This is a genomic window from Pedobacter sp. KLB.chiD (assembly GCF_047040275.1).
GTDB lineage: Bacteria > Bacteroidota > Bacteroidia > Sphingobacteriales > Sphingobacteriaceae > Pedobacter.
The window spans coordinates 4,065,200-4,085,128 of record NZ_CP178207.1 but is presented as its reverse complement, the minus strand read 5'-3'; the positions used below and the strand labels follow the sequence as shown (position 1 = coordinate 4,085,128).

12 protein-coding genes are annotated in these 19,929 nt (G+C 39.8%); all 12 read left to right on the top strand.

The window, feature by feature from the left end; translation table 11 throughout:
- The first annotated feature begins 53 nt into the window (after positions 1–53).
- The 12 genes from ACK1I8_RS16720 (at position 54) to sprA (ending at position 19,925) form a co-directional block, all read left to right on the top strand.
- Positions 54–1,535, top strand: a complete 1,482-nt coding sequence (locus tag ACK1I8_RS16720) for a polysaccharide biosynthesis C-terminal domain-containing protein (RefSeq protein WP_412466438.1) — start codon at positions 54–56, stop codon at positions 1,533–1,535.
- A gap of 51 nt (positions 1,536–1,586) precedes the next feature.
- Positions 1,587–2,018 (top strand): dUTP diphosphatase, encoded by a 432-nt coding sequence (gene dut, locus ACK1I8_RS16715; protein WP_412466437.1) that lies wholly within the window; start codon positions 1,587–1,589, stop codon positions 2,016–2,018.
- Between the two features lie 65 nt (positions 2,019–2,083).
- Positions 2,084–3,781 carry a tetratricopeptide repeat protein gene (locus ACK1I8_RS16710; protein WP_412466436.1) on the top strand — a complete coding sequence of 566 codons (1,698 nt, stop codon included), beginning with the start codon at positions 2,084–2,086 and terminating at the stop codon, positions 3,779–3,781.
- On the top strand, positions 3,759–4,550 hold the full coding sequence (locus ACK1I8_RS16705; RefSeq protein ID WP_412466435.1) for a DUF4292 domain-containing protein: 792 nt from the start codon (positions 3,759–3,761) through the stop codon (positions 4,548–4,550). Before ACK1I8_RS16710 ends, ACK1I8_RS16705 begins: the two co-directional genes overlap by 23 nt.
- A 147-nt stretch (positions 4,551–4,697) precedes the next feature.
- Positions 4,698–5,993, top strand: coding sequence for a murein hydrolase activator EnvC family protein (locus ACK1I8_RS16700; protein WP_412466434.1), 1,296 nt, complete (start codon positions 4,698–4,700; stop codon positions 5,991–5,993).
- Positions 5,994–6,039: 46 nt separating this feature from the next.
- Positions 6,040–6,399 carry a twin-arginine translocase TatA/TatE family subunit gene (locus tag ACK1I8_RS16695; protein WP_412469386.1) on the top strand — a complete coding sequence of 120 codons (360 nt, stop codon included), beginning with the start codon at positions 6,040–6,042 and terminating at the stop codon, positions 6,397–6,399.
- Between the two features lie 10 nt (positions 6,400–6,409).
- Positions 6,410–6,610, top strand: a complete 201-nt coding sequence (locus ACK1I8_RS16690; RefSeq protein ID WP_029287719.1) for a twin-arginine translocase TatA/TatE family subunit — start codon at positions 6,410–6,412, stop codon at positions 6,608–6,610.
- 18 nt (positions 6,611–6,628) lie between these two features.
- On the top strand, positions 6,629–8,047 hold the full coding sequence (gene gatA, locus ACK1I8_RS16685) for an Asp-tRNA(Asn)/Glu-tRNA(Gln) amidotransferase subunit GatA (protein ID WP_412466433.1): 1,419 nt from the start codon (positions 6,629–6,631) through the stop codon (positions 8,045–8,047).
- A 202-nt stretch (positions 8,048–8,249) separates the two neighbouring features.
- A complete protein-coding gene (locus ACK1I8_RS16680; RefSeq protein WP_412466432.1) occupies positions 8,250–9,653 on the top strand; it encodes a transglycosylase SLT domain-containing protein in 1,404 nt (467 codons plus the stop codon).
- Positions 9,654–9,804: 151 nt separating this feature from the next.
- Positions 9,805–12,126, top strand: coding sequence for an NADP-dependent malic enzyme (locus ACK1I8_RS16675; RefSeq protein WP_412466431.1), 2,322 nt, complete (start codon positions 9,805–9,807; stop codon positions 12,124–12,126).
- 6 nt (positions 12,127–12,132) lie between these two features.
- Positions 12,133–12,717, top strand: a complete 585-nt coding sequence (gene ruvA, locus ACK1I8_RS16670; protein ID WP_412466430.1) for a Holliday junction branch migration protein RuvA — start codon at positions 12,133–12,135, stop codon at positions 12,715–12,717.
- Positions 12,718–12,728: 11 nt separating this feature from the next.
- Positions 12,729–19,925, top strand: coding sequence for a cell surface protein SprA (gene sprA / locus ACK1I8_RS16665; protein WP_412466429.1), 7,197 nt, complete (start codon positions 12,729–12,731; stop codon positions 19,923–19,925).
- Positions 19,926–19,929: the final 4 nt, after the last annotated feature.

The window sequence follows — 19,929 nt, the reverse complement described above, 5'->3', positions numbered from 1 at the left end:
AGTTCGCTATCGGTGTATAATCTTGATACCTGATACTTTTATTTAGATACTAAATGTCTGTATATAAAAAGTTTCTTGGGCAAACCATGGTTTACGGTATCAGTACCGTTTTTTCCAGACTGTTTAATTTTATCCTCACACCTATCTATACCGGTGTTTATCAAAAAGGTGTTTATGGTATTTTTACCAATATGTACGCCAATGCATCGTTAATCAATGCAGTTTTGGCCTTTGGTATGGAAAGTACCTACTTTAGGTATTTAAATAAATTTGAAGATAAAAAGCAGCAGGTATATAACAATTCATTTCTTTGCATTGCTTTTATTTCATCACTTTTTTTAATTACAGGCTTAGTTTTTTCCGCTTCAATTGCTGGTTACCTGGCAACAAAAGCAACCGAAATTGCCGATTATAAACAGTATGTAAGTTTTTTTTTATGGATACTTTTTATTGATGCCATTTGCGTAATCCCTTTTGCGAAATTACGGGCAGATGGTAGGCCATTTAAATACAGTGTTGCCAAATTTTTAAATATTGGCTGCTTTGTTGGTTTCAACCTTATATTCATTTACCTTATTCCAACCATTATAAAACACAATTGGGCAGGTGCAGAATGGTTTGCTTCATGGTATAGGCATCAATGGATCGGTTATGTTTTTGTAGCTAACCTTATTGCCTCTGTTGCAACCCTGATTTATTTGCTGCCCGAATTTATGAAATTGCAATTACGTTTTGACAGTAAGCTTTTCAGAAATATGTTTTCTTACAGCTGGCCAATTTTAGTAGCAAATCTGTCATTCATCGTAAATGAGAATTTGGATAAAATAGTGCTTCAAAAACTATTGCCACCTGAAATAGCCGATGGAGAGGTTGGGATTTATGGGGCAGTGTGTAAAATAGCAATATTCTTAAGTATTTTTATCACAGCGTTCAGACTGGGGGCCGAACCGTTTTTCTTTAGCCATGCAAAAGAGAAAAATGCAAGGGATACCTATGCTACGATTTTGAAATATTTCGTAATTGCCCTATCCGTTCTTTTTATTGCCATTATTGCCAATATCGAACTGCTGAAATTTTTCATCCGAAAACAAGAGTATTGGGTAGGTTTACCGGCAGTACCGTATTTGTTATTGGGTTACGTTTGCCTGGGTATTTATATGAATCTCTCTATCTGGTACCGACTATCTGATCAAACTCGTTTTGGGCTCTATATTTCTGTCGCCGGAGCGGTAATTACCATCGTGCTCAATATTATTTTAATTCCACGTTTTAGTTATATGGGGTCTGCATGGGTAAGTATGCTGGCTTATTTTGTAATGATGGTCTTATCTTATATTCTCGGGCAGAAATATTATCCAATCCCTTATAACCTTAAAAAGATTTTATCTTATTTAATTGTTTCAACGATAATTGTATTCTGCTCATTTTTTGTATTTAACAGAAACATTTATATTGGTAATGTAATGCTGATTGCTTTTGTAGCAGGTATTGCTTACTTTGAGAAAAATGAATTAATGAAGATGTTAAAGAAATAATTGGCAGATGGTCATTTCATATCTGGCATCTCCAATCTCATATCTAGTAAAATGGAAATAAAAATCATCAATACATCAGCACATCCGCTACCGAAATATGAAACTGCACATGCAGCAGGAATGGATTTAAGGGCAGCTATCAAAGAGGACACAATACTTAAGCCCTTACAGCGTCTGTTAGTGCCAACAGGTTTGTTTATCGAGTTACCGGTTGGTTACGAAGCACAGATCAGACCAAGAAGTGGGCTGGCCTATAAACATGGCATCAGTATTGTAAATTCACCTGGTACAATAGATGCCGATTACCGGGGCGAAATAAAAGTTTTATTGGTAAATTTATCAGATACGGATTTTAAAATTGTTAACGGCGAAAGGATTGCCCAGATGATAGTGGCCAAACACGAAACCGTGAACTGGCAGCCGGTTACAGAACTGGGCGAAACGGCTCGCGGAGAAGGCGGTTACGGACATACGGGGAGATAGTTTGGAGTTTGGAGTTTGGAGTTTGGAGTTCGGAGTTTGGAGTTCGGAGTTAATTTTTGGGTGATATGAAGTATAAATTGCATGTTCTTATTGGGGCTACTTTGGCCGGGTTCCAGGCTTTTGGGCAGGGGACCGTTACGCCTGCTACCAATCGCGATAGCAATATGGTAAAGCAGTTGTTCTTTGCGGGTCTTCGGGAGAAAATGTCTGAAAATTATCTTCTAGCCGCTACCAATTTCAATAAAATTGTGGGGTTAGATCCTAATAACCATGCTGCTTATTTCGAACTGGCCAATGCAGACCTGCGTTTAGATAAGCTTTTGGAAGCTGAAAAGCACATCAAACAGGCCATTAAAATAAACGCTGGCAATTTATGGTACTGGCGTTTACTTGGAGAAGTTTATAAACGCAGCAATAATATGCCTGAACTGATCAGGGTGTTTAACCAGTTGATCCATCTTGATCCTGATAACGATGCCTATTATTTTGATAAGGCCAATGCCCAGTTTTTAGCTAATCAGCTGGATGCTGCCAAAAAGACTTACGAGGAAATTGAATTTAAATTTGGCGATTCAAGGGATTTGGCAAATGCCAGAAAGCGGCTGCAATCTAATGGCAATGCTACTGAAAGTGATATTGTGAAGTTGTTGGAAGGTAATCAGGCCGATGTAAAGAACTATTTATACGCTGCAGGTTTACTTTTACAAAAGGGGAACGATCCGGAAGCATTAAAGGTATTGATCAAAGCACAGCAACTGGAGCCGGATAATTTTGAAGTAAACCTGGCTCTGGCCGATATCTACCATAGACAGAAAAATGATGAAGCAGCCTTCTTATCCTTAAAACTGGCTTTCCAAAGCAATGAAATGCCACTTACAGAAAAGGTAAAGATTATTGCCGCACTTTTCCCTAGGCTAAACCAGCCTGTTGTTGCTAAAAATGTAACTGAATTGAGTAAGCTGGTTGCAGAGAAAAACCCGGCTGAAGCAAAAGCATTGGCACTTTATGGCGACGTACTTTATCAGCAAAACAATTTAAAAGAAGCATTGGTCCAATATCAGGCTGCTTTGAAACTTAACGAACAGGTTTATGTGGTATGGGAACAGGTGATTAATATCCAAACATTGCTTGGGCACTATGATGAAGCCATAAAAGTGGGCGATGAGGCATTAAGTATTTATCCCAACCAAGCCAGTTTATATTATTATATGGCTTATGCCCAATTTAAAACCGGTAAATATGAGGCTGCCCAAAACAATTTGAAAACCTCTGCACAGTTAGATGTAGAAAACAAAAGCCTGCAAGCGCAAATTTATGCCCTTCAGGGTGATGTGTACATCAATCAAAATAATTTCGGGCAGGCTAAAACCGCCTTCGATAAAGCCATTGCAATAGAGCCTGATAATTATCTCATCATGAATAATTATGCCTATTATTTGGCATTAAGAAATGACGACTTAACAAAGGCGGCTGAATATGCCGAAAAAGCGGCACATGCTATGCCGAATAATCCCTCAATTGTGGATACTTATGCCTTCATTTTGTTTAAACAGCAAAAATACGATCTGGCAAAAACATGGATCGAAAAGGCTTTACAAAACAATAGCAGTAAAAATGGTGTTTACCTGGAGCGATATGGAGATATACTTTTCCTGAAAGGTGAAAAGGATGCTGCGTTAATCCAATGGCAAAAAGCAAAAGAGGCCGGAAACGGATCGGAAGTATTAATGAAAAAGATAAATGAAAAGAAATATTTTAAATAGTGTATTCCTGTTGGGAGCGGTGATTTTTGTTTCGGCATGTAAACCTAAAAAAGAAATTGTGGTAGCTCCTCCTACCAAAACCGAAACTAAAACAGATAATTCTAAAGCAGAGGCCTTAGCGCTGTTAAATAGCAAACAACTTAAATTTAATACCCTTTCGCTTAAAGCAAAAGCAACTCTGGATATTGCCGGGGATGCAAATGATGTAACCATGAACTTTAAAATGAAAGACAAGGAAACCATTTGGGTAAGCATCACGGCATTAGGTGGAATGGCAGAGGTGGCACGGGCTTTAATTACGCCTGATAGCATCAAGATCATGAACCGGATGAAAAACGAGTACCTCAAGAAACCATTTAGTTATATTTACAATTTTACCAACAAACAGGTTAATTTTAATACGCTGCAATCCATTTTAACTGGTAATGCCATGGGTGAGTTTTTAACTGCTGAATCGGATGTTAAACAGGAAAATGGTGTTTGGGTGGTTTCTGGAAGTAAATCAGGGTTAGATTACAGACTACTTTTTAACACACTTTTTAAAGTGGCTGAAACCAATTTAAATGATGCTAACAATGGTCAGGCTTTAAAAGTTACTTATACTGATTATCAAAAATTAAACGAATTTTTATTTCCTGGTGCGCTAAAGATCAAAACGCTATCCAAAGCGAAAACCATCAGTATCGATCTTCAATACGTAAAAATTGATGGCAATGTTCCGGTTGATTTTCCGTTTAATGTACCAAAGAGATTTACAGTTGTGAAATAATAATAATTGCAGGTGGATATTGGTAATGATCCGGCAAACTTGGCATGTGATGAAGATTAAGTGAAGATGGTTCTGTAATAGGTGATTATGACTTTAGTATCTCAATTTTAATACTTTTTCCTATAAAATTTTTATACTTTTGGCTTAATGAAGCTACAAAAACTCCTACTTATCCTTTTTTTAAGTGTGTTAACTTTTTCGGCGGTTGCACAAACTGAAAGCCAGCTCAGAAGGAAAAAAGAAGCTATACAACGCGAAATCGAACAGCTTCAAAAGAATTTGAATAAAACTGCTAATGGTAAAAAGCTTACCATACAGCAGATTAACACCATAAATGCCCAGATTAGGTTGCGCCAGGATAAAATTGGTACCATTAACTCTGAAATAAAAAATCTGGATAACCAAATCTCTCAGAACACAAATACCGTACATACTTTGCAGGGTCAGTTAGGTGATCTTAAAAAAGAATATGCAGGCATGATCCGTTTTGCGCAGCGAAATAGGAATTCGTACGATAAAATGATGTTCATTTTTGCAGCGAAGGATTTTAACCAGGCATACAAACGGATAAAATATTTACAGCAATTCAGTCAATACCGTAAAAAACAGGCTGGATATATTGAAAGTACAAAGCAAGATCTGAACGGAAAGATTAAGGTGTTGGATAAAACACTTCGAGAAAAAAGTGATCTTTTGAAAGAACAGGAAAGAGAGCGTGAACGTTTAAGTAAAGATAAAAGTAAACAATCCGTTCAGTTAAATAAGCTGAGCAAAGACGAAAAGCAGTTTAGACAGGATATTAACAGCCGCAAAAAACAGCAGGCGCAGATAGACAGGGCCATCAGCGCTGCAATTCAGCGGGCCATTGAAGAAGCGCGAAGAAAGGCGGCTGAAGAGGCAAGAAGAAAAGCGGCAGAAGAAGCAAGAATTGCGGCAGCTAAAGCCAAGGCAGAAAATAAACCTGTACCGGCAACTCCGACTACGCCAACTGCTAAAGCCAAATCGACAGGGGAATTGTTAACGGCAACCCCGGAAACGGCTAGGCTATCGGCAGGCTTTGAAAATAACAGGGGAAGATTACCTTGGCCTGTAGCAACAGGAACAATAACAGAAAGGTTTGGTCTGCACAAGTTAGATCAGGCAAGTTATACCAACGATGGGGTGGACATTACAACAACAGACGGGGCAGCAGTTAGGGCCGTATTTGCAGGTAAAGTTGCCGCCGTTCAGGTAGTAATGGGTAGAACAGTTGTGCTGATCAACCATGGTGAATATTTTACAGTATACCAGAACCTAAAATCGGTAAGTGTGAGTGTCGGTAATTCTGTTGATACTAAACAAACTATTGGGGTTGTTGCCAATACCGGTGATGATGCTGTTCTGAAGTTTCAGATCAGAAGGGGGCAGGCGGCTTTAAATCCGGAAGCCTGGATCAGTAAATAAAAGAATAGTTTTTAAAATGTCTATATTTGTATAAATTATATTAGTGATGTATCAAGGCACGTTATTAGAGTTTTTAAACATGGGTGGATCGGAGATCGTACTCATTTTAGTGGTAGTTCTATTGTTGTTTGGCGGTAAAAAATTACCCGAACTGGCAAGAGGACTAGGGAAAGGGATCAGGGAGTTTAAAGATGCTTCTGACGGTGTAAAACGTGAAATCCATAGAAATATCAATGCGATGGATCTCGATAAAGAAGAAGCAGAAGAAACAGCGGTAAACCATAGTCAGCGCCATCATCCAACAGAAGAAGCATCCGTTGATGAAAAGGTAACGCCAGATACAACGCATACTGAAGCAACTAAACCTGCTGACGAAAAAATTATAACCGACAAAGAAAAAGTTTAAACAAAAAGTTATGTTAAATACAACAATAGCAGCAATGCTTGGAACACCAGAAATTATCATTATTGCGGTAGTGGTATTGTTATTATTTGGTGGTAAAAAAATTCCTGAACTGATGAGGGGTTTAGGTAAAGGTGTTAAAGAATTTAAAGATGGTAAAGATGGTGTTGATGGAGAGCAGGTGGATCCATCTAACCGTGATAAAACTGTTTAATTGCAATAATTTTTGGTTTTGAAGAAATACAGCTCTCTGAAAGAGATTCAAACACTCATTTCGCAAAAGCAACTAACTTTACCCGATTTATTGGCTTATTATTTTAAGCAAATTGAAAATAATGAACACCTCAATGCATTTAATGAGGTGTTTTTTTTATCGGCTGAAGTTCAAGCGAAAGCAGTACAGCAAAAAATAGAAAATGGCACTGCAGGTAAACTTGCGGGGATGGTAATTGGTATTAAAGATAATATCTGTTATGAAGGTCACATCGTTACGGCATCATCAAAAATGCTCGAAGGCTTTGTATCTCCATATTCTTCTACAGTTGTGCAACGTTTATTACAGGAAGATGCCATTATTATAGGGCGTTTAAACTGTGATGAATTCGCTATGGGCGGTTCTAACGAAACCTCATATTTCGGGGCTGTCAAAAATGCTGCAAATCCAGAGCTTGTTCCGGGTGGATCTTCAGGCGGCTCGGCAGTGGCCGTTCAGGCCGATATGTGTTTGTCTGCCCTGGGTACCGATACGGGTGGATCAGTAAGGCAACCAGCTGCATTTTGCGGACAGATAGGGCTTAAGCCTACTTACGGTCGTATTTCAAGATATGGGGTAATTGCTTATGCTTCATCTTTCGATCAGGTTGGCCCCATTACTTCTTCAGTAGAAGATGCAGCTTTACTTTTACAGGTTTTAGCCGGTGCAGACGAGTACGATTCTACCGCGTCCCCTTTTATAGTGCCTGATTATCCTGTTCAGTTGAATGAACATAAAAAACATAAGATAGCGGTATTGAAAGAAACTATTGAAAGCGAGGCGCTTGACCCTGAAATCAAATCTGCTATTTTGAAATCAATTGAGCAGCTCAAGGCCGATGGGCATACTGTGGAGTATGTTTCTTTTGATCTGTTGGATTATCTGGTTCCGGCTTATTACATCTTAACAACGGCCGAAGCTTCTTCAAATCTTTCCCGTTATGATGGCGTTCATTACGGACACCGTAACATGGAAGCGAAATCCTTAAATGAACTTTATAAATTATCCCGCGCCGAGGGCTTCGGTGAAGAAGTTAAACGTCGTATCCTTTTAGGTACTTTTGTTTTAAGTGCAGGATATTATGATGCTTATTATCAGAAAGCACAGCAGGTTCGCCGGTTGATCAGAGAAAAAATGGATGTTTTGTTTCAGGATTACGATCTGATTCTTTCTCCTGTGGCACCAACAGCAGCTTTCAAAATCGGTGATCATCTGCAGGATGCTTTGGTGATGTACATGGCCGATATTTTTACCGTACTACCTTCTTTAAGTGGAAATCCGGCAATTGCTTTACCAATAGGCAATAATACAGCAGGTTTACCGTTAAGTATACAATTTACAGCCAGACATTTTGAGGAAGATAAGCTTTTGGCTTTTTCTCAGGCATTTTTATCATAGTTTTATTGTCATTTAAATACGAGTAATTTAATGCAAAAGCATTACAGTTAAGTATGGCGTGACATTTTATTAACTGTTTCCAGGCATCGTCTGGAAGGTTTGCAGGTTTCGCTTAATTCCTATATGAGGAAAGAAGCGTGAATTTGTAAAAAGGATTGTAGGAACACAAGCCATGGTTAATAAAAATTTGAACCAATAGCCCATGATTAAAAAAATACTTTTTGCTTCAATTTGCGCTTGTTTAGGATATGTTTCTTCCTCTTCTGCGCAGCAAACGCTCAAACTGGACAGCCTACCAAAGATTCGTAACAACATTTTTATCAATACCGATACCGTAGCCGTACCGGTTGTTTCGGAAAACCCATTGAGTATGGGGCAGAACTTTATTTACAAACTCAGGCTCGATTCTATCGCTAAAACGGTACCCCTTCCTTACAACGAATACGTTCAGCAGTATATTGATATTTATGCCAAGCGTAAAGATATGTTTGGTAAAATGATCGGCTTATCGAGCTATTACTTTCCGATTTTTGATAAAGCCTTAAAGGATTATAATATTCCGCAGGAAATAAAGTACCTCACTATTGTAGAATCGCAGATGAATCCGCATGCAATTTCGAGAGTGGGCGCAACAGGCATCTGGCAGTTTATGTTCGGCACGGGCAAAGCCTATGGCCTGAAGATGGATAATTTTGTAGATGAACGCAAAGATCCGATACAGGCGAGTTATGCTGCGGCAGCCTATTTTAGAGATGCTTTTGAAGAGCTTGGCGACTGGCTGTTGGCCATTGCTGCCTATAATTGCGGAAAAGGAAATGTGAACCGCGCCATTGATAAGGCGGGATCGAGAGATTTTTGGGTAATCAGGCAGTTTTTGCCAAAGGAAACCAGAAATTATGTGCCGGCTTTTATTGCTGCGGTTTATGTGATGAACTATTCCCATAAACATCAGATTACGGCACAGGCTTCCAATATGTTCCTGAAAACCGATACGGTGCAGACTAACCGTTTTGTATCCTTGGCTACCCTCGCCAAAGTGCTTAATATAGAAGAGTCGGCTATGATGGCTTTAAATCCCTCATACAAGAAAAAAATCGTTAACGGCACAGATGATGAACCTAAGCGTATTGTAATGCCTAAGTTAAGGGATATTGATTATGCAGGGATTTACGACGTGCTGAACAACCACGAATTAGATGTTGATATGAAAGTGGTGGCAGCCAGTACTGATGATGTTCGGAGTGTAAGAAAGCAAAAGAATAAAAGTATAGCTACATCAGCTGTAGTTTACCATAAAGTTACTTCTGGACAAAGTTTAACATCAATTGCTGATAAATTTGGTGTGGAAGTACAAGATTTGAGGGTTTGGAACGGCTTAAAAAGCAAAACCCTGGTGCCCGGACAAAGATTGAAGATTTATGCCAAAAACCGTAAACCATTAAAAGCGCCATCATCGTTTTTAAGTTACAAAGTAAAAACAGGCGATACCTTGTCAGAAATTGCAGAAAAATTTGACGGGGCAACCGTTCAAAGTATCAGAAAAGATAATAATTTGTTAAAAGCAGGCTTGCAAGTTGGGATGATCCTGAAAATTAGTAAAGGGTAATTTAAAATATTGAACCTGAGGCATCAGCTAAACTGTTTTTCAAGTTAACACCTGTTAGCTTCATATCTCATTTAACTTTTTTTGAACGGCTTTTTATTTTAAGCCTCATAAAAAGAATTGTACCTTTGCGCCGTCACTAATAAGTTACTTAATGAGTAATACGAATAGAAAGCAAGATGCGTTGGATTACCATTCGCAAGGCCGTCCGGGCAAGATACAAGTAGTACCTACTAAACCAACAACATCGCAAAGGGATTTAACCCTCGCATACTCTCCAGGAGTTGCAGAACCTTGTTTAAAGATAGCAAACAATACAGAGGATGTTTATAAATATACCGCTAAAGGTAATTTAGTTGCAGTAATCAGTAATGGTACAGCCGTTTTGGGGCTGGGCAATATCGGCCCTGAAGCAGGTAAGCCGGTAATGGAAGGCAAAGGCCTTTTGTTTAAAATATTCTCCGATATTGATGTATTTGATCTGGAGCTGGATACCGAAAATGTAGATGATTTTGTAAAAATCGTTAAAGCTTTGGAGCCAACTTTCGGCGGAATCAATCTGGAAGATATTAAGGCTCCAGAGTGTTTTGAGATCGAGCGTCGTTTAAAACAGGAGATGAATATCCCGGTAATGCACGATGATCAACATGGAACGGCCATTATTTCTGGTGCAGCCTTATTGAATGCCTGCGAAATCCAAAAGAAGAAGATAGATAAAATCAAGGTTGTGGTAAGTGGCGCGGGTGCCGCTGCGGTGTCCTGCTCTAAAATGTACCTGAGCTTAGGCGTTAAAAAAGAGAACCTGGTGATGTTCGATATCAATGGCTTAATTGATATCCACCGTACCGATCTGGATGATATCCGCATGAGCTTCGCTACCACCAGAAAGGATATCGCGAATATTGGCGAAGCCATGAAAGGGGCCGATGTATTTATCGGACTTTCGGCAGCGAACGTCATTTCCCCTGACATGTTAATGGGTATGGCCAAAAACCCAATTGTTTTCGCCATGGCGAATCCAAACCCTGAGATTGCCTATGAACTGGCCATTAAAACCCGTAAAGATCTGATTATGGCTACAGGCCGTTCTGATTATCCGAATCAGGTGAATAATGTATTGGGTTTTCCTTATATTTTCCGTGGAGCGCTTGATGTACGGGCAACCAGTATTAATGAAGCCATGAAAATTGCTGCGGTTAAGGCGATTGCCGAATTGGCCAAAAAATCAGTTCCTGAAGCAGTTAACTTAGCCTACAATGCACGCAACCTAAAGTTCGGGCGCGATTATATCATTCCAAAACCTGTTGATTTCAGGTTAATTACCGAAGTATCAACTGCTGTGGCAAAAGCTGCCATAGAAAGTGGTGTAGCCAGAAAAAATATTACCGATTGGGATGCGTATAATGAAGAACTACGGAAACGTTTAGGTTTGGATGATGCCATTATGAGAGCGGTAACAACCAAAGCGAAAATGGATCCTAAACGGGTGGTATTTGCAGAGGCTGATAATTATAAAATTTTAAAAGCTGCTCAGATTGTAAAAGATGAGAATATTGCCATTCCTATCCTATTGGGTAATCGAGAGAAAATACAGGCCATTATTGATGAACATGCTTTAGAGCTTGGGGGAGTTGAGATCATCGATCAGATGCAGAATCCGGAAAAGACCAAGCAATATGCCGAAGCACTTTTCAAAAAACGCCAGCGTAAAGGTGTTTCTTCTATGCGCGATGCGACAAAGTTATTGCGAGACCGTAACTATTACGGTGCTTCGATGGTTGAATTTGGTGAGGCTGATGCTATGATTTCGGGTTTGACCAAAAATTACGGCGCTACCATTAAACCTGCCTTGCAGGTAATCGGTGTTGAACCAGGTGTTAAACGTGTTGCGGGCATGTACATGATGATGACCAAAAAAGGTCCTGTTTTTTTTGGCGATACCACTGTAAACGTAGATCCGACCGCAGAAGAATTAGTAGATATTACTTTATTGATTGATAAATCTGTTAAACAGTTCAATATTAAACCACGCATTGCCTTATTATCATATTCAAACTTTGGTTCTAATGATGGGGTAACGCCAAATAAAGTAAGGGAAACCGTAAGTCTTCTTCATAAAAATCATCCCGAAATTGTGGTGGATGGAGAAATGCAGGGGAACTTTGCCATCAACAACGAATTATTGCAAGATAATTTTCCGTTTAGCACTTTGGCCGATGCCCCGGCAAACACTCTAGTGTTCCCAAATCTGGAGTCGGGAAACATTGCATACAAATTGTTACAAGAACTCGGCGGAGCCGAAGCAGTTGGTCCGATCCTGTTAGGACTGAATAAACCTGTTCATATTGTTCAATTAGGTAGTTCCGTACGCGAAATCGTTAATATGGTTACTATAGCTGTTGTAGATGTGCAAGCAAAAGAGGAAATTGCAACATCGAAACGAAAAGGTATATTTGGGAAAACAACTAAAAAGTAATATTGCATGTACGCCTATATTGATGGAAGATTGACCTTTAAAAACCCCGCTTATGTTGTGGTTGAAGCCGGAGGTATAGGCTATCATATCAACATTTCATTAAATACTTACAGCGCTTTGGGCGATGTGGAAAGGTGCAAATTATATACCTGGCTGCATGTAAAAGAAGATGCCCACACCTTATACGGCTTCGCTGATGAAGGCGAACGCCGTTTATTTTTACATTTAATTTCGGTATCGGGTATTGGTCCAAACACCGGCAGGATGATTTTGTCATCCATCACACCCGTAGAGATTCAAACTGCAATTATTAAAGCGGATTTACCACTAATACAACGCATTAAAGGTTTAGGCGCTAAAACCGCACAACGTCTGGTTTTAGAACTTCAGGATAAATTGAAAAAAGAAGGGGCAGATTCATTAATTTCTATGCCTCAACACAATACTGTTAAAGATGAAGCGTTATCAGCTTTGGTAATGCTCGGATTTGCCAAACAAACCGCCGAAAAAACTATTGATCAGATATTAAAAGTGACAGAGGGAAGCCTTTCGGTAGAGCAACTAATTAAACAAGCTTTGAAAACTTTATAGCCTTAACGCCTTTGAAGAGAATATCTACATTTCTGTTTCTCATTCCTCTTTTTCTAATTGCTTTTCAAACTACTTACGCCCAGGTTGTTCCAAGCAAAGCGGATACTATTAAGCCGAAAAATAATTTTAGCCTACGGGAAAAAGAACAACTGGGACTTAATCCGGCAGTTAATCCATTTTTTCCATCTCCAAGTAATTTAAAACGTGTTGTAGAATACGATGCGAAAAATAAACGTTATATAATTAAGGAACTAATCGGTGAAAATTTTGTTCTAAATACGCAATATTTAACTATTGATGAGTACCAGCGCCTGGTAAACAGTGAAATAAAAAGGGGGAATTGGCGCAGCATTTCCAATGCCGAAGTGAGTGATTACAGAAGTACCGGTATTATTCCGAAAATTCAGGTAAATAGTAAAGCTTTTGAGAAACTTTTCGGTGGCACAACCATTGATATCCAACCACGTGGAGAGGCCGAACTTACTTTTTTGGGCAGGATAAATAAAAATGAAAATCCTCTTTTTAACGAAAGACAAAGGGTACAAACCAATTTCGATTTTAACCAAAGGATACAGATGGACCTGGTTGGAAATATTGGTAACAAACTAAAAATTAAAAGTAATTACAATACCGAAGCACAGTTTGATTTTGAAAATCAGATCAAATTGGATTATACTGGCGGCGTAGATGATATTATTCAAAAAATAGAAGCGGGTAACGTAAGCTTGCCTTTAAATACGTCATTAATTACCGGTACACAGGCCCTTTTTGGTATAAAAACGCAACTTAAATTCGGGCGTTTGAATGTAACCAGTGTTTATACACAACAAAAATCACAATCAAGAGAGATTAAAATTACCAATGGCGCACAGCAAAATACAACTACAGTAAGTATCGACAGCTACGAGGCGAATAAACACTATTTCCTGTCGCAATATTTCAGGAATAACTATAACAGAAACCTGGCCAATGCGCCCATTATTACTTCCCCGATTCAGATTACCAAAATTGAAGTATGGATTACCAATAAAGCAGGGAATACAAACGACTCCAGGGATGTACTGGGTTTAATGGATTTGGGTGAAAATGTCCCGTTTAACAATATTTTAATTAATGGGGGAACTTCTGGCTTGCCGGCAGGAACCACCGCCACGGGTTTTCCACAACAATCAAACAACCTGATTTCGCAGTTAGATGCTTACCAGGGCGGGGCCATCAGGCAAACAAATTCGAATGCCGTCCTTTCTTTCTTCCAAACAACGCCAGCCAACAGCAGCAATACCGATAACTTTGCCAAATTGGTTTATGCCAGGAAGTTGACAGACCGTGAATTTACCTTTCAGCCGCAGTTAGGTTATTTATCGTTAAACAACCCGCTTAATGCCGATGAGGTTTTGGCTGTTGCCTACCGCTACACCTATAACGGTGTGGAGTATCAGGTAGGTGAGTTTTCTACCGATGTGCCTTTTGATGCGGCCAACCCTAAGGTGCTTTATGCTAAATTGCTTAAGAACGAAACGACCAAGATCCAGTTGCCAATCTGGGACCTGATGATGAAAAATATTTACTCTATCGGCGGGTACCAGATCAGCAGTCAGAATTTTAAACTGGATATTTATCGCATCGATAATGAAACGGGGGTAGATAATCCGGTAATGACCGAGGGTCAGAATACCGCTAACAAACAGTGGATTGCCTTAACTGAATTCGATCGTCTGAACCAGCAGAACGAGCGGAAACCTGATGGGGTTTTCGATTTTGTGGCGGCAAATAATGCTTTCGGATCTTATTCTACGGCAAGCAATGCCAACCAGGCCAGTATGTTCGGTGTGGGCAGCAATGGGCAAACCTCGTTGGTTACCAATACCAATTCGGGATATATCACTATCGATCCGGCAAATGGAAGGATTATTTTCCCCGTGATCGAACCTTTTGGTAAAGACCTGGCTGCAAAGTTTTTACCCAGCGAACAGGCATTGATCAACAAATATACATTTACCGCATTATATGATTCAACGCAAACCATTGCCAGGCAACTATTTCAAAACCAGAACAGGTATACCATTAAGGTAAGCTACCAGTCTGATATTTCTTCTGAATTCAGCTTAAATGCCATCAATGTTCCGGAAGGATCAGTAAAGGTGTTTGCAGGTACGATGCCACTTACGGAGGGGGTAGATTTTACAGTTGACTATCAAGGCGGTCGTGTGAGCATCATCAACCAGGCACTTTTGGTATCCGGCCAACCGATCAGGATTACCACAGAAAACAGTGAAACCTTTGGTTTGCAGCAAAGGTCGCTCTTCGGAACCCGTTTAGATTATCGTGTAAACAATAAGCTAAACCTTGGGGGTACGATCATGAACCTGACCGAAAAACCTTTAACCCAAAAGGTAAATATTGGAGAAGAACCCATTTCGAATACCATTTGGGGAGCAGATATTAACTATAGCTCACCATCACGCTTTTTAACAAAACTGGTGGATAAGCTTCCGTTCATTTCAACCAAAGCACCATCAAGTGTAACATTTTATGGTGAATTTGCGCAACTCATTCCTGGTCATCCAAGAGCACTGAATTTTGCAGGCAGTAAAAACGGGGTAAGTTATTTAGATGATTTTGAAGCATCAAGATCGGTAATCGATTTAAAGAGTGCTATTGCCTGGCAGCTATCCGGTACACCACAGCTTTTCCCGGAGTTTAATAAATCCAACGATTTATCATATGGTTATAACCGGGCAAGGATCGCTTTTTACAATATTGATCCAACTTTTTATAATTCAGCAGCTTCTACTACTCCTGCCAATATCAGGGGCAACCGGAACGAACTTTCCAATCACTATGTAAGAGAGGTAATTGAGCAGGAAGTTTTTCCATTTAAGGAAACGGCAACCGGGCAGGCTTTAAATATTACCACTTTAGATGTGGCCTATTATCCAACTGTTAGAGGGCCATATAATTTCCGTACAACTGACTTTAGGCCAGATGGAAGTTTGCTTCAACCCAGAAACAGTTGGGGCGGTTTTCAGCGTAAGATCGAAACCAATGATTTTGAAGCCTTAAATGTTGGCTTTATTGAGTTTTGGGTGATGGATCCGTTTATTTATAAACCGAATTCTGCAGGTGGTGATATTTATTTCAACCTGGGCAATATATCAGAAGATATTCTTAAAGATGGGAGAAAATCATTGGAAAATGGTTTGCCTGCTACAAACGATCCGAGCAAATATGATGAAACCGTTTGGGGGCGTGTGCCGAAACTGCAACCCGTTGTGCAGGCTTTCGATAACAATCCCGGTTCGCGTAGGGCTCAGGATGTAGGTTTGGACGGATTATCAGATGCTGATGAAAAAGTAAAATTTGCTGCGGCAATTACTCAGATCAAATCACAATTGAATGCAACAGCTTCGGCAGCACTCGATGCCGATCCATCGTCTGATAACTATACTTATTTCAGGGGGCCGGCGCTGGATCAGATTAATGCAGGTATTCTTAAACGTTACGAAAAATATAACGGAACCGAAGGAAACTCTAAAACTTCTCAGCAGTCGCAAGAAGAGTTAGGGCTTGAAAACTCCGCTTCTACTTCGTTGCCTGATGGGGAAGACATCAACCGGGATAATAACATGACGCAAAGTGACGAGTATTTTCAGTACAAAGTTTCGATGCGTCCGGGTGATTTAAATGTGGGCCAGAATTTTATTACAGATAAGGTGACCTCACAGGTAAAACTGGCCAATGGAAATACACAGGCTGTTTCATGGTATCAATTCAGAATTCCAATCAGCCAGTACCAGGATCGGGTAGGTGGTATTCAGGATTTTAAATCTATCCGTTTCTTTAGAATGTTTATGACCAATTTTGCGGATACTGCCGTAATGCGTTTTGCGAAGTTGCAGTTAATCCGCGGAGAGTGGAGAGAGTATAATGCTTCCAACCAGGCTTCACAAGTAATAGTAGATCCATCTTTACCTGCACTCACTCCTGATAATTCTACTATTGAAGTTTCGACGGTAAACATCGAAGAAAATGGAAAGCGGTCACCAATTCCATATGTAACACCGCCAGGTATTCTTCGGGAGCGCGACTATAGCAATTATCGTGGCGATACACGTTTAAATGAGCAATCGTTATCGGTTACTGTAAAGTCGTTAAGAGATGGTTACGGTAGAGCGGCGTTTAAAACAGCCTATAGCGATTTCCGGTCTTACAAACATTTAGAAATGTTTATTCATGCGGAAGCAGTTAATAACCAAGTTTTAAATGACAATGATGTTGCGGCATTCTTGCGGATCGGTACCGATAATCAAGACAATTATTATGAATATGTAATTCCGTTAAAGGTTACCAATCCAGGTACCAGAGATGCCGATGCCATTTGGCCTGAAGCCAATAGAATGGATATTAACTTAACGCTTTTCCAGAATGCAAAATTAGCCCGGAACGTTGCCAAACAAGCTAACGGCCAGCCATGGCCTACAAATGTGCCATTTACCTACACTGACGGAACCAGAACAATTATCGTTAAGGGGCAACCTGATATGAGCAAGGTTAGGATATACATGGTGGGGGTTAAAAATCCGCTCCGTGCTGCCAATGATGAGCGAAATGACGATGGCCTGGATAAAAGTGCACTGGTTTGGTTTAATGAATTAAGATTAACTGAATTTGATGAAAGAGGCGGCTGGGCAGCGACAGGAAGATTGAACTTAAAGTTGGCCGATTTTGCAGATGTAAATATTTCAGGAAGTAAATCTACAATTGGTTTTGGGACTATTGATTCGAAAGTGAGCGAGCGGAACCGTGCAGACAATGTATTGCTTGATGTTTCTTCGGCGGTAGAACTGGGCAAGTTCCTGCCTCAGAAATCGGGTGTGAAAATTCCGATGTTTGTGAATTACTCTAAACAGGTTTCTACCCCGCAGTTCAATCCAAGAACACCAGATATCGAACTCAAAAATGCTTTATCGCAATCTACCAAAGAACAAAAAGATTCGATTTTAAATTTCGCACAGGATTATACTGTTAGAAGGGGCATTAACTTTACCAATGTTAGGAAAGAACGGACCAACACCAGTAAACCTGCCCAACTTTGGGATATTGAAAATTTTGCGGCAAGTTATGCATATACCCAATACAATCACCGCGATTTTATTAATCAAAACAGCATTCAGAATACCTACAGGGCTTCGCTACAATACAGTTATGCTAGAGAAGCCAAAACAATAGCACCTTTTGAAAAGATTATCAAATCGAACATGCTGGCTTTATTAAAGGATTTCAATTTCAGCATTTTTCCCAGTGCTATTAATTTCCGGATAGATGTTGACCGTTTATATTCAGAAAATACCTTGCGGAACAATGATCCGAATAATACCATTGGGCTTTACCAGAACGGCTACGGAACTACATTCAACAAAAACTTTACCATGAGCCGGGTTTATGGCATTGCATGGAACCTTACGCGTTCGTTACAGTTGGATTTTAATGCCACAAATTATTCGATTATCGACGAACCGGATGGAAGAATTGATGGTATAAAACGTGATACCGTTTGGCAGAACCTAAAACGCTTAGGGCGCACAACCGATTATAACCACAATTTAAACGTAACCTATAATTTACCGATTGATAAAATACCGGGATTAAACTGGGTGACCGTAAAAACCCGTTATGGTACCAACTTTAACTGGCAGACAGAGCCGCTTTCTACCTTGCGCGATCCGAATATAAATTTGGGTAACACGATACAGAACAGCAGAACTGTTCAGGTGAATCCAACGTTAAACCTGACTACGCTGTATAACAAATTTGGCTTCATCAGGAGTGCCGGTAATGAAGATGGGAACAAAGCAAAGAACTTCTTTATTAATATTTTAACCAGTTTAAAAAATGTGAATGCCAGTTTTGTGCAAACAAAAGGTATTTTTCTGCCAGGTTATATGCCAACAACACAGTTTTTTGGCCTTGATAGGGCTACCGGCGCACCAGGTTTGGGTTTCGTTTTTGGTAGTCAGCGTGATATCCGTGAGATGGCGCTGGGCAATGGCTGGTTAACAAACGATACCTTACAGAACCAGTTATATGTAAATACACTCCGTGAAGACTTTCAGTTTACCGGGTTGGTAGAACCCGTTAAAGATTTACGGATTACCTTGAAAGCCAACAAAATACAAACCAGAAATTTCAGCACTAATTTTAGGTATGTGGCCAGCGTATCATCGTTTGAAAATCTGAGCGCAATTACCACTGGCGATTATAGTGTATCATACATCGCTTTGGGTACGGCATTTAAAGAAAGCAATTCTGCAATTATCTCTGGGCTATTTAATCAGTTCATGGCCAATAGAATGATTATTTCCAGAAGGCTGGGAGCCGAAAACCCAAATTCGGCTGGTATCAGCGGAGGCTATGCAGATGGGTACAGTAAGGAGAGCCAGGATGTAATTATCTCTGCTTTTATGGCCGCTTATTCGGGCAAGGATGCAGGTAAAACAAAAATGAATGCTTTCCCTAAGATACCGCTTCCAAACTGGAGCCTTACCTATGGCGGTTTAACCCGTATTCCTTTTATTGCTGATAAATTTTCATCAGTCGATATCCGTCATGGCTATCGTTCTACCTACAATATCAATGGCTTTAATACCTTATTGCGTTATCAGGAAACGAACGGTGCGGTTAGCAGCAGAGATGTAAATAATAATTTTTTACCCGAATATCAGTTTGCTCAGGTAACCATTTCTGAATATTTTTCTCCGTTGGTTGGGGTTGATACCAGGTTTAAAAATAACCTCACTGCTTCTTTCGAATTAAACCGGTCGCGTTTGTTGGGGCTTAGCCTATCAAATAGCCAGTTGGCGCAATTATCAGATAACAATATGGTGTTGGGCCTTGGCTACCGCACCAATAAATTCCGGTTTCCGTTCGGGTGGTTTAAAAGCCTCAAAATGGATAACAATATGGATTTTAAATTGGATGTGGCCATTCGTGACAGTAAAACAGTGATCTATCGAGCTGATGTAGCCGAAGCAGAAGTATCTTCAGGTTCGAAGATTATTACCTTAAGGCCAAGTGTAGATTATGTGTTAAATCAGAAATTCAATATCAAGTTATTTTACGATTCTAATATCACAAAACCTTATACCTCGCAAACCTTTAATACGTCTTTCAGTAATTTCGGTTTTAGCTTGAGGTTTACGTTAAATTAATAAA

What these genes read in the sequence shown, in the direction of transcription:
- ACK1I8_RS16720 (WP_412466438.1), top strand. Translation starts at nt 54, where the DNA reads ATGTCTGTATATAAAAAGTTTCTTGGGCAAACCATGGTTTACGGTATC.
- dut (WP_412466437.1), top strand. Translation starts at nt 1,587, where the DNA reads ATGGAAATAAAAATCATCAATACATCAGCACATCCGCTACCGAAATAT.
- ACK1I8_RS16710 (WP_412466436.1), top strand. Translation starts at nt 2,084, where the DNA reads ATGAAGTATAAATTGCATGTTCTTATTGGGGCTACTTTGGCCGGGTTC.
- ACK1I8_RS16705 (WP_412466435.1), top strand. Translation starts at nt 3,759, where the DNA reads ATGAAAAGAAATATTTTAAATAGTGTATTCCTGTTGGGAGCGGTGATT.
- ACK1I8_RS16700 (WP_412466434.1), top strand. Translation starts at nt 4,698, where the DNA reads ATGAAGCTACAAAAACTCCTACTTATCCTTTTTTTAAGTGTGTTAACT.
- ACK1I8_RS16695 (WP_412469386.1), top strand. Translation starts at nt 6,040, where the DNA reads ATGTATCAAGGCACGTTATTAGAGTTTTTAAACATGGGTGGATCGGAG.
- ACK1I8_RS16690 (WP_029287719.1), top strand. Translation starts at nt 6,410, where the DNA reads ATGTTAAATACAACAATAGCAGCAATGCTTGGAACACCAGAAATTATC.
- ACK1I8_RS16680 (WP_412466432.1), top strand. Translation starts at nt 8,250, where the DNA reads ATGATTAAAAAAATACTTTTTGCTTCAATTTGCGCTTGTTTAGGATAT.
- ACK1I8_RS16675 (WP_412466431.1), top strand. Translation starts at nt 9,805, where the DNA reads ATGAGTAATACGAATAGAAAGCAAGATGCGTTGGATTACCATTCGCAA.
- ruvA (WP_412466430.1), top strand. Translation starts at nt 12,133, where the DNA reads ATGTACGCCTATATTGATGGAAGATTGACCTTTAAAAACCCCGCTTAT.